14 protein-coding genes are annotated in these 14,809 nt (G+C 70.6%); 9 read left to right on the forward strand and 5 right to left on the reverse strand.

Going from position 1 to position 14,809, the window contains the following annotated elements; genetic code table 11:
- Positions 1–27: 27 nt before the first annotated feature.
- Positions 28–435: a GNAT family N-acetyltransferase gene (locus G6045_RS12885; protein ID WP_206343662.1), complete on the reverse strand. Its 408-nt coding sequence runs from the start codon at positions 433–435 to the stop codon at positions 28–30.
- Positions 436–642: 207 nt separating this feature from the next.
- Between G6045_RS12885 and G6045_RS12890 the strand changes: the two genes are divergently transcribed.
- On the forward strand, positions 643–2,154 hold the full coding sequence (locus G6045_RS12890; protein ID WP_165332048.1) for an alpha/beta fold hydrolase: 1,512 nt from the start codon (positions 643–645) through the stop codon (positions 2,152–2,154).
- Positions 2,155–2,188: 34 nt separating this feature from the next.
- Here G6045_RS12890 and G6045_RS12895 read toward each other — a convergent pair whose 3' ends face one another.
- The gene (locus G6045_RS12895; RefSeq protein WP_165332049.1) at positions 2,189–2,782 is read right to left on the reverse strand and encodes a TetR/AcrR family transcriptional regulator; all 594 of its coding nucleotides are present in this window, start codon (positions 2,780–2,782) and stop codon (positions 2,189–2,191) included.
- 74 nt (positions 2,783–2,856) lie between these two features.
- Between G6045_RS12895 and G6045_RS12900 the strand changes: the two genes are divergently transcribed.
- Positions 2,857–3,888: a hypothetical protein gene (locus tag G6045_RS12900; protein WP_165332050.1), complete on the forward strand. Its 1,032-nt coding sequence runs from the start codon at positions 2,857–2,859 to the stop codon at positions 3,886–3,888.
- A 133-nt stretch (positions 3,889–4,021) separates the two neighbouring features.
- Entirely contained in the window at positions 4,022–5,365 is a 1,344-nt protein-coding gene (locus G6045_RS12905) for an MFS transporter (protein WP_328707749.1), read from the forward strand.
- Here G6045_RS12905 and G6045_RS12910 read toward each other — a convergent pair.
- The 3 genes from G6045_RS12910 to G6045_RS12920 form a co-directional block, all read right to left on the reverse strand.
- Positions 5,362–6,126, reverse strand: a complete 765-nt coding sequence (locus G6045_RS12910; RefSeq protein WP_165332052.1) for an NAD(P)-binding domain-containing protein — start codon at positions 6,124–6,126, stop codon at positions 5,362–5,364. The genes G6045_RS12905 and G6045_RS12910 overlap by 4 nt on opposite strands.
- 27 nt (positions 6,127–6,153) lie before the next feature.
- Positions 6,154–7,464: a DUF4303 domain-containing protein gene (locus G6045_RS12915; RefSeq protein WP_165332053.1), complete on the reverse strand. Its 1,311-nt coding sequence runs from the start codon at positions 7,462–7,464 to the stop codon at positions 6,154–6,156.
- 99 nt (positions 7,465–7,563) lie between these two features.
- Complete coding sequence (locus G6045_RS12920) at positions 7,564–9,186, reverse strand: acyl-CoA synthetase (RefSeq protein ID WP_165332054.1); 1,623 nt, start codon at positions 9,184–9,186, stop codon at positions 7,564–7,566.
- A 243-nt stretch (positions 9,187–9,429) separates the two neighbouring features.
- On the opposite strand from G6045_RS12920, the gene G6045_RS12925 reads away from it, so the two are divergent.
- The 6 genes from G6045_RS12925 to G6045_RS12950 all read left to right on the forward strand — a co-directional run bounded on the left by G6045_RS12925 (position 9,430) and on the right by G6045_RS12950 (position 14,770).
- Positions 9,430–10,230 carry a crotonase/enoyl-CoA hydratase family protein gene (locus tag G6045_RS12925; RefSeq protein WP_165332055.1) on the forward strand — a complete coding sequence of 267 codons (801 nt, stop codon included), beginning with the start codon at positions 9,430–9,432 and terminating at the stop codon, positions 10,228–10,230.
- Positions 10,231–10,273: 43 nt separating this feature from the next.
- Positions 10,274–11,218 (forward strand): Zn-ribbon domain-containing OB-fold protein, encoded by a 945-nt coding sequence (locus G6045_RS12930; RefSeq protein ID WP_165332056.1) that lies wholly within the window; start codon positions 10,274–10,276, stop codon positions 11,216–11,218.
- Positions 11,219–12,265, forward strand: coding sequence for a thiolase domain-containing protein (locus G6045_RS12935; RefSeq protein ID WP_165332057.1), 1,047 nt, complete (start codon positions 11,219–11,221; stop codon positions 12,263–12,265).
- Entirely contained in the window at positions 12,262–13,434 is a 1,173-nt protein-coding gene (locus tag G6045_RS12940; RefSeq protein ID WP_165332058.1) for a thiolase domain-containing protein, read from the forward strand. The genes G6045_RS12935 and G6045_RS12940 overlap by 4 nt, the downstream gene beginning before the upstream one ends.
- 136 nt (positions 13,435–13,570) lie before the next feature.
- Positions 13,571–13,819, forward strand: a complete 249-nt coding sequence (locus G6045_RS12945; protein WP_165332059.1) for a DUF397 domain-containing protein — start codon at positions 13,571–13,573, stop codon at positions 13,817–13,819.
- Positions 13,820–14,017: 198 nt separating this feature from the next.
- Positions 14,018–14,770, forward strand: coding sequence for a class I SAM-dependent methyltransferase (locus tag G6045_RS12950; protein ID WP_165332060.1), 753 nt, complete (start codon positions 14,018–14,020; stop codon positions 14,768–14,770).
- Positions 14,771–14,809 lie beyond the last annotated feature (39 nt).

Raw genomic sequence — 14,809 nt, forward strand, 5'->3', positions numbered from 1 at the left:
GGGGGAGGGGTTCGGGGAGATGGAGAGCTAGGGACCGGTGTTCGGGGAGACGGAGAGCCGCCGACCCGTCGGCGGGAACCGCACCATGAACACATCCACCGGGTCCTCGGACTCCAGGACGAACCCGTGTCGTTCGTACAGGCGTCGGGCGGGGCTGGACTGGAGGACGTTGAGGCGTACGGTCTCGCCGGCCGCGTCGGCCTCCGCGAGGGCGGTGCGCAGGATCGCCGAGCCGAGGCCGCGGCCGTGCAGCTCGGGGCGGAGGTAGAAGTGTTCCAGCCAGCGGCAGTCGTCGGTGGGGCGCAGGGCCACGCAGCCGGCGAAGGCGCCGTCGTACAGGACGAGGAAGGTGTGCGCGGGGGTGTAGGCGTCGCGGAAGCGCTGGCGGACCCGGTGCGGGTCGAAGCGGCCGAGGCGTTCGAGGTCCGGGCGCATCACGACGGCCCGCAGTTCGGCGATGGCCTCGCGGTCGTCCGGTACGGCGGCCCGCAGCGCCAAGCGCTCGCCCACCTGCGTCGATGTATGCACGGCGGCAGTCTCTCAAGGCGTTCCGGGGCATCCGCGGGCGGGTGCGTTCACAGGTGCGTTCACCGCTGGTGAATTGCCTTGCCAGGGCGACGACCCCGCTGTGAAGATCACGCCATGCCCACCTTCACAGCCCCGGACGGAACCCGCCTCGCCTACCGCACGGCGGGCATCGGCGAGCCGCTGATCTGCGTGCCCGGCGGGGCGATGCGCGCCAGTGCCTACCTCGGTGACCTCGGCGGTCTCGGTGCGCACCGGCAGCTGGTGTTCCTGGATCTGCGGGGCACCGGGGCCTCGGACACACCGGCCGACCCCGGCACGTACCGCTGCGACCGTCAGGTGGGGGACATCGAGGCGCTGCGGGAGCATCTCGGCCTCGACCGCGTCGATCTCCTTGCACACTCGGCGGGCTCCAACCTCGCGCTCCTGTACGCGGCCGCCCATCCGGCGCGGGTACGGCAGCTCGCGCTGATCACCCCGACCCTGTGGGCCGTCGACATCCCGGTCACGCCGGAGCAGCGGCGCGAGGCGGCGCGGCTGCGCAGCGGCGAGCCCTGGTTCGACGAGGCGTGGCCCGTCTTCGAGGCACGGCTGCGCGGCGAGGAGGCGGAAGGACCCTTCGAGGCCTTCTTCTACGGCCGGTGGGACACGCGGGCCCAGGCGCATGCGGCCGACAGCCCCGTGCAGATCAACAGGGAGGCCGCGCTGTGGTACGGATCGGAGGGCGCCTTCGATCCGGCGGCGACACGGGGCGCGCTCGCGGCGCTGGACGCGGACGTACTGGTCCTGAGCGGCGAACTGGACGGGGGTCCGCGCCCGCAGGTCGCCGGTGAGCTGGAAAAGGTCCTGCCCGGGGCGCAGTTCGACGTGCAGTCCGGTGCCGGGCACTTCCCCTGGCTGGACGATCCGGGCGCCTTCCGCCGTACGGTCGCCGCCTTCTTCGACCCGTCCGTGCACAGCGCCCGCACCGCACGCGGGCGCCTGGCCCACACCGTGAGCGGCCCGGAGACCGCGCCGCCCGTCATCCTGGTGCACGGCCGCGGCGCCGACCGCCGCGACTGGACGGACATCGCCGCCGAACTCGCCGCCGACCACCGCGTGTACGCGCTCGATCTCACCGGCCACGGTCTCAGCGACTGGCCCGGCACGTACTCGTTCGCGGGTTTCCGTGACGACCTGCGCGCCTTCATCGAGGACCGGGGCCTCGCGGGAGCCTCGGTGATCGGCCACTCGATGGGCGGGGCCGCGGCCTGGCTGCTCGCACAGGAGCGGCCAGAGCTGATCGGGCGCCTGGTGATCGAGGAAGCCCCCGCGATGGTGCCGCTCGAACCCCGCCGCGGCCCGGCCCAACGCCCTGACGGCGCACTCGACTTCGACTGGCCTGTCGTCCCCGACACCGACCGTGACCTCAACGATCCCGACCCGGCCTGGCGTGCGCGGTACGCACGGATCACGGTCCCCACGCTCGTGATCGCGGGCGGCGCCAAGAGCCATGTGCCCCAGGAGCAGATCGCCGCGATGGCCGCCGCGCTGCCGGACGCCCGCCTCGTCACGATCGAGGCCGGACATCTCGTACACGAGGAGAACCCGCGCGCATTCCTCGCGGCTGTACGGGAGTTCGGCGTCTGAGGCCCACAGGGCCGACAGATGTCACCCGGCCCGTTCAGCTTTCCGGCCGTAGCTCCGACAGGTGGACGGTGAGGGCGGCGCGCATCGATTCCGCGGTGCAGGTGTCCGGCCGCATCGCCGCGTGCACGGCCAGGCCGTCCACCAGGGCATGCAGCCTGGCCGCCTCCAGCTCCAGGTCACGGCCGGGCCCGATGAGTCCGCTCACCAGGCCGCGACAGCCGTCGCGCAGCCTGTCGTAGCTCTCCTCGCGCAGGGCGCGCAGCGTCGCATCGGTCATGGAGCGGGCGGTGAAGGCGAGCCATACCTCGTTCTCCGCCCGCCGTTCGGCATCCAGCGGCAGCAACTCGGCGACCACGGTTTCGGCACGCCGCAGGGGGTCGCACTCCGCGCCGAGCGCGGCAGTGCGCTGCTCGATCCGCTGCTCGATCCGGTCGATGACCATCCGCATGGCGAAGACCATCAACTCGGACTGGCTGCCGAAGTAATGCCGCAGTGAGCCCGCCGAAAGACCGGCCTCCTGCGCGACGTTGCGGACCGAGGCCTGCTCGAGGGAGTCGCGCCGGATCACCCGCCACACGGCCTCGGCCAGCTCCGTGCGGCGCAGTTGAGGGTCGACCACTTTCGGCATGGGCTCTTTATAACACAGTCGTGCTACGTTAACCGCTCCGGTGCACTCGCGCCGAAGACCCCGCGGAGGCGCACATGCAGCCCACCCGCTCCAACTCTCCGGAACTCAACGGCCCGCCACGCCGGTTGATCCTGCGCTCTCCCGTCCTGTGGACGGCCGCGGCCGGCTGGCTGACCGTGAACGTGCTCGTACTGGCCGTCGCCGACGACCGGCTGCCTTTCGACTGGCCGTCCACCACCGAAAGCACGCCCGGCGGACGCCTGGTGGAGGCCAACGTCGCCCTCGCCGAAGTGCTGCTCCTCATCGGTGTGACGGTCCTGCTGACCCGCCGGCGCACCCGCCCGGACGTGGCCGCGCGGGCACCCGAGCGCTCCGTCGCCCTGACGGAAACCCTGCTACTGCTGGCTTACGGAGCGAGCGGCCTCGCCCTCGGCTTCGCACTGGCGCGTTCGCTCGGCTGGCACCCGTTCGGCTTCCACCTCGCGGGCACGCTCTACGGGACCCATGACCATGTCGGCGCGGCCGAGGCCGTCACCTGGGCCCTCTACAACCTGGTCGTGTACGCCGTCCTGCCGCTGCTGTTCTTCCGCCGCCGTTACAGCGCCGAGCAGCTGAACCTGCGCTCGTCCGACCGTCGGGCCGACGCCCTTCTGATCGGTGTGGTCCTCGTGGTCGAGTCGGCGGTGCAGTTCGCGGTGCTCAGGCCCGAGCTCTTCGACCTCGGCGGACGCCAACTGCTCCTCGGCGTACCTGCCACGTTCGCCCTCTACTTCGCCGGCACGGTCCTGCCCGCGATGGTCTTCCTCTACGCGATCCTGCTGCCCCGGCTGCTCAAGCTCACCGGCTCGACCGTTGCCACCGTCGTCCTGGGCGGCCTCGCCTATACGGTCCTCCATCTGTGGGACGCCTGGACACTGTTCACCACGCCGGGCGACGCACTGCTGTCGGTGAGCTTCCTGCTGCTCACCTACTTCGCGCCCGGGATGATGAAGTCGGTCCTGACCCTGCGGACGGGGAACGCCTGGGTGCACGTGTGGGCCTACCACGCCTTCGCGCCGCACACCCTGGCCGATACACCGCATGTGGTGCGCATCTTCCGGATCTGAGCGGCCCGGGCGCCGGCGGGTCGCGCAGGAAGTCGTGCACGCGATCTTCTGCCGGCTCGCGCCCTGGCATAACCTTGCCGTTCTTCGGCGAGGGGGACGCCGTCCGCCCCCGCATGTCGACTTGGGGGCTCCCGTGACCGAACTGCTCAGTCCGGCCGTGGCACGCCGGCGGTACGTCACCGTCTGCGTGCTGTTCTGGCTGCCCGCCGGGCTGGCCGTCGCGCCCGGGATTCTGCTGTTCACCGAGCGGGGGATGGGGCTGGCCGCGATCGCGGGCTTCTTCGCCGCCCACTCCCTGACCGTGGCGCTGCTCGAACTCCCCACCGGCGGACTGTCCGACGTCATCGGACGTCGTACGGTGCTCGCCGCCGCCGGCGTCTTCGACTGTGCCGCGTTCGCGCTCGTCGGACTCGGCACCAGCGCCTGGATGCTCGCCCTCGGCATGGCGCTCAAGGGCGTCGGCCGCGCGCTGCACAGCGGTCCCGCCGAGGCCTGGTACGTGGAGACCGTGCAGGCCCACTCGGGCCCGGAGGCCGACCTGCGCACCGGCCTCGCCCGCGGATCCACCGCGACCTCGGCGGCACTGGCGGTCGGCACTCTGCTCGGCGGCGCGCTGCCGTGGCTGCTCGGCCTCGGGCCGGATCTGGGGGACCGGCTGCGCGAGGCGACCGGCGGTCAGATCCTCGCGCTGTCCGTCCCGGCACTGATCGCGTCCGCGCTGTCGCTGGTGTTCGCCGTGTACGTGATGACGGCGCTGCCCGAGAAGCCCCGGCCCCGTACGACACTGGGCGCGACGCTGCGAGGTGTGCCCGCCACCGTGGTGAGCGGGCTGCGGCTCGGCGGCAGCGACCGGATCGTGCGACGGGTGCTGCTCACCGCGGCCGCGGTGGGAGCGGCCCTGTGCGCCCTCGAACTGCTCACGCCGGGCCGTGCCGCGGCCCTGACCGGAGCGCCCGAGTCGGGCGCCGTGCTGTTCGCGGCCCTGGCCTGCACCGGGTTCGTCTGCTCGGGCGTCGGCAGCCACTTCGCGCCGCTCGCGGCACGGCTCACGGGCAGCGGCTCACGTGCCGTGACGGTGTGCCTGGCCGGTGCGGGCGGCGGCCTGGTGGCGCTGGCTGTGACGTCCTCGACGGACGGTGCGGTTGCCGTGGTGGTCGCCGTCCTGGGGTACTGCCTGGTCTACATAGGCCTGGGCGCGGCCAGCCCCAACCAGAACGACATGCTGCACCGCCGCGTCACCAACGAGGGTCGCGCGACGGCCCTTTCCGTCCAGTCGCTCGCCCTGCAGCTCGTCGGCGCCCTCGCCGGCCTCGCGGCCGGCTCCCTGCCACCGGGGCCGCTGCCGTGGCTGGTCGGCGCGGTGGCACTGCTGTGCGCGGCGCTGTTGTGGACCGCGCGGGACACCGGCGCGATGAGCCCGGCGCCCGCCGAGGCCCCGAGCCTCAAGCCCACGGAGACGAGTGCCGAGCCCGGCTAGCCGAGATCGCTCAGCAGTCCGTCCAGGGCCGTGGTGAGCGCCGCGCTGTTGGCCGCGTCGAACCAAGTGGTGCGGATGCGCTCGTTGTTGCCGCCCGGCGTCTCGTGGTCGGCCGCGAGCTGCTGAAGGGTGCGGGCCTCGTCGCCCAGCGAACGGCCGACACCCTGGAAGAGGCTGCGCACGTAGCGTTCCGCCTCAGCGTGGGCGATGCCCTGTTCGCCCGCCCACCCTGTCAGGGAGGCGAGGTAGGCGTAGTGGGTGGTGAGCGTCCCCGTCAGCGCGGAGAAGACGTCGAAGGCCGCCTCGTCGGCGACGGGAAGCACGCCGCCCAGCTCCTCGAACAGGGCGTCCACCAGCGGGTGCGCCGGGCAGGTCACGGTGACGGAGCGGCGCTCTCGTACGGTGGGCAGAGGGATGGCCCGTACGATCGGAGCGTCCCCGCCGAGGGTCTTGCGCAGCTCGTCGTTGCGGACACCGGCCATTACATTGACCACGGTTCTGTCGCCGTCCACGCGCAGCCCGGCGAGCGCTTCGTACCGCTGATCGCGGCGCACGGCGATCAGGACGATCTCCGAACTGTCCACCACCGCTTGGTTGTCGGCGCACACGCGCACGGTCTCGAAGCGGCCGGCCAGTTCCTCCGCCGTCCTGGCACCTCGCGGCGACAGGTACACCTCCGGCGCCTCGTCGATGCCCTCGCACAAGCCCTCGACGAGGGCCCGGCCGATCTCGCCGACTCCGATCAGACCGATGCGCTTCACGGTGACTCCTTCTCGCTCAATTCTCGTTCAGTTCTCGTTGAGACAGTGCTGCGCGGTGTCCCGCACCCGGGGATCGGGATCGTGCAGGGCCTGCTGGAGGGGCGCGTCGTGCTTCCACCAGTGCAGGGACAGGACCGCCAGACGGCGCGTGGTGGCGTCCGGATCCTCGGTCATGACGTCGGTCAGCCGCGGAATGACGCGGCGGCCCACGGCGGCGCCGAGCGACCGTTCCGCGAGGACGGAGACCGCGTGACGGCGGACGGTGACGTGGGGTGAGCGCAAGGCGTCAAGGGCCGTGCTCACTTCCCCGGCCCGGATGACGCAGTAACTGCTGCCCGGGCGCAAGGTCGCGGCAAGCGCCTCGTTCAACTGGGGCCGCTCCACCAGGAATTGTTCCAGTGGCCCGTAATCCAGCGGCAAGGGTGAGGCGCAGTGGTCGCGGAAAGCGGTGAAGGGCGCCGCCACCGCCTCCACGACGGTGTCGTCCGGCAGGGCGGAGGCGGCCAGCACCACGTCGAGCCGCCCCAGCCGGGACAGCGCCACGGCGGCCCAGCTCTGGTCGGGCCCCGTGGTGTTGCGCAGGGCGAGGGACAGCGCCCCGATCACCTCGTCCGCAGCATCCCCGACGTCGGCGAGCAGCTTCGCCGCCTGCCACCGGTCCGGGCCCTGGGACAAGGCGTCGATCAGAGCCGGTACCGCATCCCGCCCCAACGCGCACAGCGCCTTCTCCGCGTCCTCGCGCCCGACCGGACCGTCCCGGAAGCTGAGCGCCCGTACGTAGCGGACGGCACGCTCCCCAGGTGCGAGGGCCTCCACCTCGGCGGTCCAGGCCGCCGCCTCGTCGTACAGGGGAAACAACCGGCGCATGTCACGGACGCCGAGGACCCGCCGCAGCAGTCCCTCCTCCGCGTCGTCATCGGTCAGCACGACCACGACGAAGCCCTGATCGGTCACACCTTGGGCACACAGCTGCTCACGGGCCCGCTTGCACACCCGGGTCAGCGTGGTCAGGTACCGGGCGAAGGTCCGCTCCCAGTGCCGCACCGAACTCCGGCAGGCCTCCTCGGTCAGGGTCCGCTCCCAGAACGCCCAGCGCTCCTCGGGCAGCCAGGCATCCCAGACGGTGTCCCAGTCGGCCAGGCTCCAGCGCACGTCTTCGTCGCCCGCCAGCGCGTCTTCGGAGTTGGCGCCCAGCATCGGCAGCCTGATCACCCCGTCGGTCTCGGCGTACAGCTCACCGAGTACGGCCGCGTAGAGCCTGCCGCCGGTGCTCGCCGCTTCGGTCACCTTCTCGACGACACCCGCTGTCAGTTCGCTCTCGAATGCCGGCCAGTCCACCCCGCGCCCTTCCCGCGTACGGATCCCGGGAACGACCCTCGCACACGGCAGAAGGGCCCGCCCGGCGGACCCCTTCTGCCGTACAGGTGCGTCAGTGCGCTACAAACCGGCGTCCTTCTCCGCCAACGCCTTCGCCCACCGGTAGTCCGCCTTGCCGCTGGGGGAGCGCTGGATGTGGTCCGTGACCACCAGCTGGCGGGGGATCTTGTAGCCGGCGACGTGGGTGCGGCAGTGGGACTGGATGTCGTCCAGGGTCAACGCCGCGGCGCCGTCCTTGAGTTGGATCACGGCCGCCACATGGTTGCCCCACTTCGGGTCCGGGACGCCCGCGACCAGGGCGTCGTAGACGTCCGGGTGGGACTTGAGGGCCTGCTCGACCTCTTCCGGATAGACCTTCTCGCCGCCCGTGTTGATGCACTGCGAACCACGGCCGAGGACCGTGACGATGCCGCTCTCGTCCACCGTGGCCATGTCGCCGAGCAGCACCCAGCGCTGTTCGTCCTTCTGGAAGAAGGTCTCGGCGGTTTTCGCCGGGTCGTTGTAGTAGCCGAGCGGTACGTGGCCGCGCTGGGCCAGACGCCCCACCTCGCCCACGGCCACCGGCTCGTACGTGGCCGGATCGACCACCTGCGTCCGCTCGTTGACCTCGATACGGAACCCCTTCTCGGGGCCCGAGTCGGCGGTCGCCCGGCCGTTGGAGCCGGACTCCGAGGAGCCGAAGTTGTTCAGGAGCATGACGTTCGGGACCAGCTCCTGGAACTCCGCGCGGACCGTGTCCGACATGATCGCGCCGGAGGAGGAGAGGCTGAACAGGGAGGACATGTCCGTGCCCTTGCAGGGCCCGCGCAGCGCGTCCACCAGCGGGCGGAGCATCGCGTCACCGACGAGCGAGACGCTGAAGACCTTCTCCTTCTCGATGGTGCGCAGCACCTCCTCCGGGGCGTACTTGCGGTGCAGGACGACCCGCTGGCCGTAGTCGAAGGCCACGAAGGTGGTGAGCGTCGAGGTGCCGTGCATCAGGGGCGGGGTCGGGAAGAAGGTCAGGCCCGCGCTGCCGGCCGCCACCCGCTCGGCCAGCTCCTCCGGCCGCTTCACCGGCTCACCGGACGGCGCCCCGCCGAAGAGTCCCGCGAAGAACAGGTCCTCCTGGCGCCACATCACGCCCTTGGGCATCCCGGTCGTGCCACCGGTGTAGATGATGAACAGGTCGTCCGCCGAGCGCGGACCGAAGCCCCGCTCGGTCGAGCCGGCGGCCTCCGCGGCCGTGAACTCCGTCAGGTCGAGCGAAGGCGCGTCCGCGGGCGGCTCTCCCACCCGTACGAGATGACGCAGCTTCTCCGTCTTGGGGAGCGCGGCGGCCACCCGCTCCGTGAACTCCGCCTCGAAGACCAGCGCGGCGAGGTCGGCGTCCCGGTAGAGGTACACCAACTCCTCTTCCACGTAGCGGTAGTTGACGTTCACCGGAACGAGGCGGGCCTTGAGGGCGGCGAGCATGGTCTGCACGTATTCGATGCCGTTGTAGAGGTGCAGGCCCAAGTGCTCGCCGGGCTTCAGGCCCGAGGCGATCAAGTGGTGGGCGATGCGGTTGGCCGCGTCGTCCAGCTCGCGGTACGTGAGCCGGCGTTCGGCCCCCGTTCCCGGGTGGTCGACGTAGACCAGCGCCTCGCGATCCGGGACCACGTCGACGATCGACTCGAACAGGTCGGCAAGGTTGTACTCCACCGTTCCTCCTGACCCCGGACAGCACCTGGCAATGGGCTACTCGGCGGTCATTAGACCCTCGCGCCGGACAACTGGGAAGGGGTGCCGCCGAAGAAATCTGACTGGCTGTCAGAAAACTATTGAACTGGACCTCCGCCTACTGCAACCTGTTCTAGGTCTTGAGGCCGAACCGTCGCAGTCCGGCCCCAGGCGGGTCCTGCACCAGGGCGAGGCAGGGCTGAAGTCTTGAGACGGGAGGCACCAATGGGCGGGACCGAACACCTCACCGTGGAGCGCAAAGGCGCGACGCTGGTACTCACACTGAACCGGCCCGAGGCCAAGAACGCGCTATCGCTGCCACTGCTCGTCGGCCTCTACGACGGATGGCTCGAGGCCGACGCGGACGACTCGATCCGCTCCATCGTGCTGACCGGAGCCGGCGGCGACTTCTGTGCGGGCATGGACCTCAAGGCCCTTGCGGGCAAAGGCATGGACGGTCAGCAGTACCGGGAGCGGATGAAGGAGGATCCGGATCTGCACTGGAAGGCGATGCTGCGTCACCACCGGCCCCGCAAGCCCGTGATCGCCGCTGTCGAGGGCTACTGCGTCGCCGGCGGTACGGAGATCCTTCAGGGCACCGACATCCGCGTGGCGGGCGAGAGCGCGACCTTCGGGCTGAGCGAGGTCAAGAGGGCGCTGTTCCCGATCGGCGGATCGACTGTCCGGCTGCAGCGGCAGATTCCGCGCACCCACGCGCTCGAGATGCTGCTCACCGGGCGCCACTACAGCGCGCAGGAGGCCCTGTCCATCGGCCTGATCGGCAATGTCGTGCCGGAGGGCAAGGCCCTCGACAAGGCCCTGGAGATCGCCGACATGGTCAACGCCTGCGGCCCGCTGGCCGTCGAGGCCGTCAAGGCCTCCGTGTACGACACCGCCGAGATGACCGAGACCGAGGGCCTCAAGTCCGAACTCGAGCGCGGCTGGCCGATCTTCGCGACCGAGGACGCCAAGGAGGGGCCGAAGGCCTTCGCCGAGAAGCGCCCGCCCGTCTACAAGCGCGCCTGAGCCGCGGTCCCGGTAACGCCCACGGAAACAAGGAGACACGCACGTGCCCGAACTCCTCAAAGCCCCCCTGGTCGTCGAGTTCCCCTTCACCCGCTCGCTCGGCCCGGTGCAGAGCGCCTTCCTCACCGGACTGCGCGAACGCACCGTCCTCGGGGTGAAGACCAGCGACGACAAGATCCTCGTGCCACCCGTCGAATACGACCCGGTGACCGCCGACGAATTGCGCGACCTCGTCGAGGTCGGCGCCACCGGCACCGTCACCACCTGGGCCTGGAACCCCGAACACCGCCGGGGCCAGCCCCTCGGCAAGCCCTTCGCCTGGATCCTGGTCAAACTCGACGGCGCCGACACCGCCCTCCTGCACGCCCTCGACGTCGACGGCCCGGACGCCGTGCACACCGGCATGCGGGTGCGGATCCGCTGGGCCGAGGAGCGCACCGGCGCCATCACGGACATCGCCTGCTTCGAGCCGTACGACGGTGATGAGGCCTCCGAAGCCACCCCGCACGACGGGGAGTTCGAGGACAAGGTGAGCGGCATCGTCGCGCCCGCCCGACTCGACTACATGTACTCGCCCGGCCGCGCGGCGTCCGCGTACATCACCTCGGTCGCCGAACGGAAGATGGTCGGCGAGCGCTGCCCCTCCTGCTCCAAGGTGTACATCCCGCCCCGCGGCGCCTGCCCCACCTGCGGAGTCGCCACCCGAGAAGAGGTCGAGGTCGGGCCGAGCGGCACCGTCACCACCTTCTGCATCGTCAACGTCAAGGCCAAGAACCTCGACATCGAACTGCCCTATGTCTACGCGCACATCGCCCTCGACGGCGCCGACCTCGCCCTGCACGGCCGCATCGCCGGGATCCCGTACGACCAGGTGCGCATGGGCCTGCGGGTCGAACCCGTGTGGACCGAGGGCGGGCGCTATCCCGACCACTACCGGCCCACCGGCGAGCCGGACGCGGACTACGACACGTACAAGGAGCTGGTGTAGATGCGAGAGGTAGCGATCGTCGCCTTCGCGCAGAGCGACCAGGTGCGCCACTCGGACGAGCAGTCCGAGGTCGAGATGCTCATGCCGGTCCTGCACCAGGTCAAGGAGCAGACCGGACTGAACGCCAGCGACATCGGGTTCACCTGCTCCGGCTCCTCCGACTATCTCGCCGGCCGCGCCTTCTCCTTCACCATGGCCCTCGACGGCGTCGGCGCCTGGCCGCCGATCTCCGAGTCCCATGTGGAGATGGACGGCGCCTGGGCGATGTACGAGGCCTGGGTGAAGATCCTGACCGGCGAGGCGGACACCGCGCTCGTCTACTCGTACGGGAAGACGTCACCCGGCTCCGTACGCGATGTGCTCACCCGGCAGCTCGACCCGTACTACGTGGCCCCGCTGTGGCCGGACGCGGTCGCGCTCGCCGCGCTGCAGGCGCAGGCACTCATCGACGCCGGCGAGACCGACGAGCCGGCGCTCGCGGGGATAGCCGCCCGCAGCCGGGACTCGGCCGCGGACAACGCGCATGCGCTGATGAAGGGTTCGGTGCCGCAGGGTGACTATGTGGTGCAGCCGCTGCGCAAGGGCGACTGCCCGCCCATCAGCGACGGCGCGGTCGCCGTGGTCCTCGCCGCCGGGGACAAGGCGCGCGAACTGTGCGCGCGGCCCGCGTGGATCCGCGGCATGGACCACCGCATCGAGGCGCACAGCCTCGGCGTACGGGACCTGACCGACTCCCCGTCGACACGGCTCGCCGCCGAACGGGCCGGGGTCTTCGAACGTCCCGTGGACACCGCCGAGTTGCACGCACCGTTCACCTCGCAGGAGGTCGTCCTGCGCAAGGCGCTGAAGCTCGGCGACGACGTGAACGTCAATCCGTCGGGCGGTGCGCTCGCCGCCAACACGGTCATGGCCGCGGGCCTGCTGCGCATCGGCGAGGCAGCGGCCCGTATCCACCGCGGCGAGTCCGACCGCGCGCTCGCCCATGCGACGTCCGGCCCCTGTCTGCAGCAGAACCTGGTCGCCGTACTGGAAGGGGACGCCCAGTGAGCGTCACGAAAGAACCTGTGGCCGTCGTCGGAATCGGCCAGACCAAGCATGTCGCCGCCCGCAAGGACGTCTCGATCGCCGGGCTCGTCCGGGAGGCGGCCCAACGAGCCCTCCAGGACGCCCAGTTGACCTGGGCCGACATCGACGCCGTCGTGATCGGCAAGGCGCCCGACTTCTTCGAGGGCGTCATGATGCCGGAGCTCTACCTCGCCGACGCGCTCGGCGCCGTGGGCAAGCCGATGCTGCGCGTGCACACCGCGGGCTCGGTGGGCGGCTCGACCGCGCTCGTCGCCTCGAAGCTCGTGGCGTCCCGTGTGCACAAGACCGTCCTCACCCTGGCGTTCGAGAAGCAGTCCGAGTCGAATGCCATGTGGGGCCTGTCCCTGCCGGTCCCGTTCCAGCAGCCGCTGCTCGCCGGCGCCGGCGGCTTCTTCGCGCCGCACGTCCGCGCGTACATGCGGCGCACCGGGGCGCCCGATCACATCGGCTCCCTTGTCGCCTACAAGGACCGGCGCAACGCGCTCAAGAACCCGTACGCGCATCTGCACGAGAAGGACATCACCCTGGAGAAGGTGCAGGCGTCCCCGATGCTCTGGGACCCGGTCCGCTACTCCGAGACCTGCCCGTCCTCCGACGGCGCCTGCGCGATGATCCTCACCGACCGCGAGGGCGCGGCCCGTTCGCCACAGGCGCCGGCCTGGGTGCACGGCGGGGCGATGCGTTCGGAACCCACCATGTTCGCGGGCAAGGACTTCGTCTCGCCGCAGGCGGGCAAGGACTGCGCCGCCGACGTCTACCAGCAGGCCGGCATCAAGGACCCGCGCCGAGAGATCGACCTCGCCGAGATCTATGTGCCGTTCTCCTGGTACGAGCCCATGTGGCTGGAGAACCTGGGCTTCGCCGAGGAGGGCGAAGGCTGGAAGCTCACCGAGGCCGGCGTCACCGAACTCGACGGCGATCTGCCGATCAACCCGTCGGGCGGGGTGCTCTCCACCAACCCCATCGGCGCCTCCGGAATGATCCGGTTCGCCGAGGCGGCGCTTCAGGTGCGCGGACAGGCCGGCGAGCACCAGGTCGACGGTGCGCGCAAGGCGATGGGCCATGCGTACGGCGGCGGTTCGCAGTTCTTCGCCATGTGGCTGGTGGGATCCGAGCCGCCGCAGAACTGACGTCGCGGTGCCGGACGGGCCGTAGGCGGCCTGACGTGAACCATGCCGGACAGGCCGTACTCCTTCCGTGGCCTGTCCGGCACCTCCGCCGAAAGCTAGGCTGGCGGGCGGACGACATACCGGGAGGAGCAGGGACGTGGCCGAGAGCACCACCACCACCCGACAGCACCCCTTCGAGGGCTGGGAGAAGCCGGACCTCGATCTGAGCCGCGCGGACTGGCAGACGGGCACCCGTAATCAGGGAGATGTGCAGATCGCCTTCGTCGAGGGCTTCATCGCGATGCGCAACGGCGGCCGCCCCGAGGGCCCGTCCCTGATCTTCACGCCCGCCGAGTGGCGGGCGTTCGTATTGGGGGCGCGGGACGGCGAGTTCGACCTCACATAGATGAGCGAGGGGGGCGGACGGCGGTGGGTACCGCCAGTCCGTCGCAGCACTGTCTCCTGTAGATCCCTACGAAGACCGGACCCTGGCCCGGGGACCTCTTCATGCCTTCGACTCCTGGCTGCCGCATCCCGGCGGGCGATGTACTCCTCACACCGAGCGGCACACGCCGCGACCGACGATGTGCGGGGGCCCCAAGAGATGAGCACGCAGAGCACGCAGCTGTACGACGGGATCGGCGAGGCCTTCGAGGGCTTCAAGGCGCTTTTGCTGGCGCAGTACGGAGAGGTACCCAGCGTCCTGGCCCTGGTCGGCGACGTACAGGGCAAGTCGGTCCTGGACCTCGCGTCCGGGACCGGCTTCTACAGCCGGGAGTTCAAGCGGCGCGGTGCCGCGGACGTCCTCGGCATCGACATCTCCGGCGAGATGGTCGCCGTGGCGCAGCGCCTTGAGGAGGCCGCGCCGCTCGGCGTGCGCTACGAGGTGGGCGACGCGGCCGAACTGCGGGAGCTTGACCAGGAGTTCGACATCGCCGTCGGCGTACAGCTGCTCAACTACGCCGAGGACAGCGCCGCCATGGAGCGGATGTGCCGCAACGTTCACCGGAGCCTGAAGCCGGGCGGCGCGTTCTGCATCCTCAACCAGTCGCCCGACTTCCGCTTCGACGGGCCCTCCATCGACAAGTACGGCTTCCGCAGCGAACTGACCGGCGAGGAGATCGAGATGGGTCCGCGGGTGCGCCTGACCGCGCACCTGGAGCATCACCCGGTGAGTTTCGTCAGCACCCGCCCGCGCCGCGAGGTGTACGAGAAGGCCCTGACCGCGGGGGGATTCAGCGATCTGGAGTGGGTGTCGCTGCACATCTCCGACGCCGGTATCCGTGAGCACGGCGAAGAGTTCTGGGCGGACCTGTTCGTCAATCCGCCGCTTGAGCTGCTGCGCTGCCGCGCGTGAGTCAAGGGGGTGCGTCCGTCCCAGTCTGGCGTCCTGCTC

The organism is Streptomyces mesophilus (assembly GCF_011044995.1).
Lineage (GTDB): Bacteria > Actinomycetota > Actinomycetes > Streptomycetales > Streptomycetaceae > Streptomyces > Streptomyces mesophilus.

Excerpts from the sequence above, each read along its gene's own strand:
- G6045_RS12900 (WP_165332050.1), top strand. The coding sequence starts at position 2,857 with ATGCAGCCCACCCGCTCCAACTCTCCGGAACTCAACGGCCCGCCACGC.
- G6045_RS12950 (WP_165332060.1), top strand. The coding sequence starts at position 14,018 with ATGAGCACGCAGAGCACGCAGCTGTACGACGGGATCGGCGAGGCCTTC.
- G6045_RS12885 (WP_206343662.1), bottom strand. The coding sequence starts at position 435 with ATGCGCCCGGACCTCGAACGCCTCGGCCGCTTCGACCCGCACCGGGTC.
- G6045_RS12895 (WP_165332049.1), bottom strand. The coding sequence starts at position 2,782 with ATGCCGAAAGTGGTCGACCCTCAACTGCGCCGCACGGAGCTGGCCGAG.
- G6045_RS12890 (WP_165332048.1), top strand. The coding sequence starts at position 643 with ATGCCCACCTTCACAGCCCCGGACGGAACCCGCCTCGCCTACCGCACG.
- G6045_RS12925 (WP_165332055.1), top strand. The coding sequence starts at position 9,430 with ATGGGCGGGACCGAACACCTCACCGTGGAGCGCAAAGGCGCGACGCTG.
- G6045_RS12935 (WP_165332057.1), top strand. The coding sequence starts at position 11,219 with ATGCGAGAGGTAGCGATCGTCGCCTTCGCGCAGAGCGACCAGGTGCGC.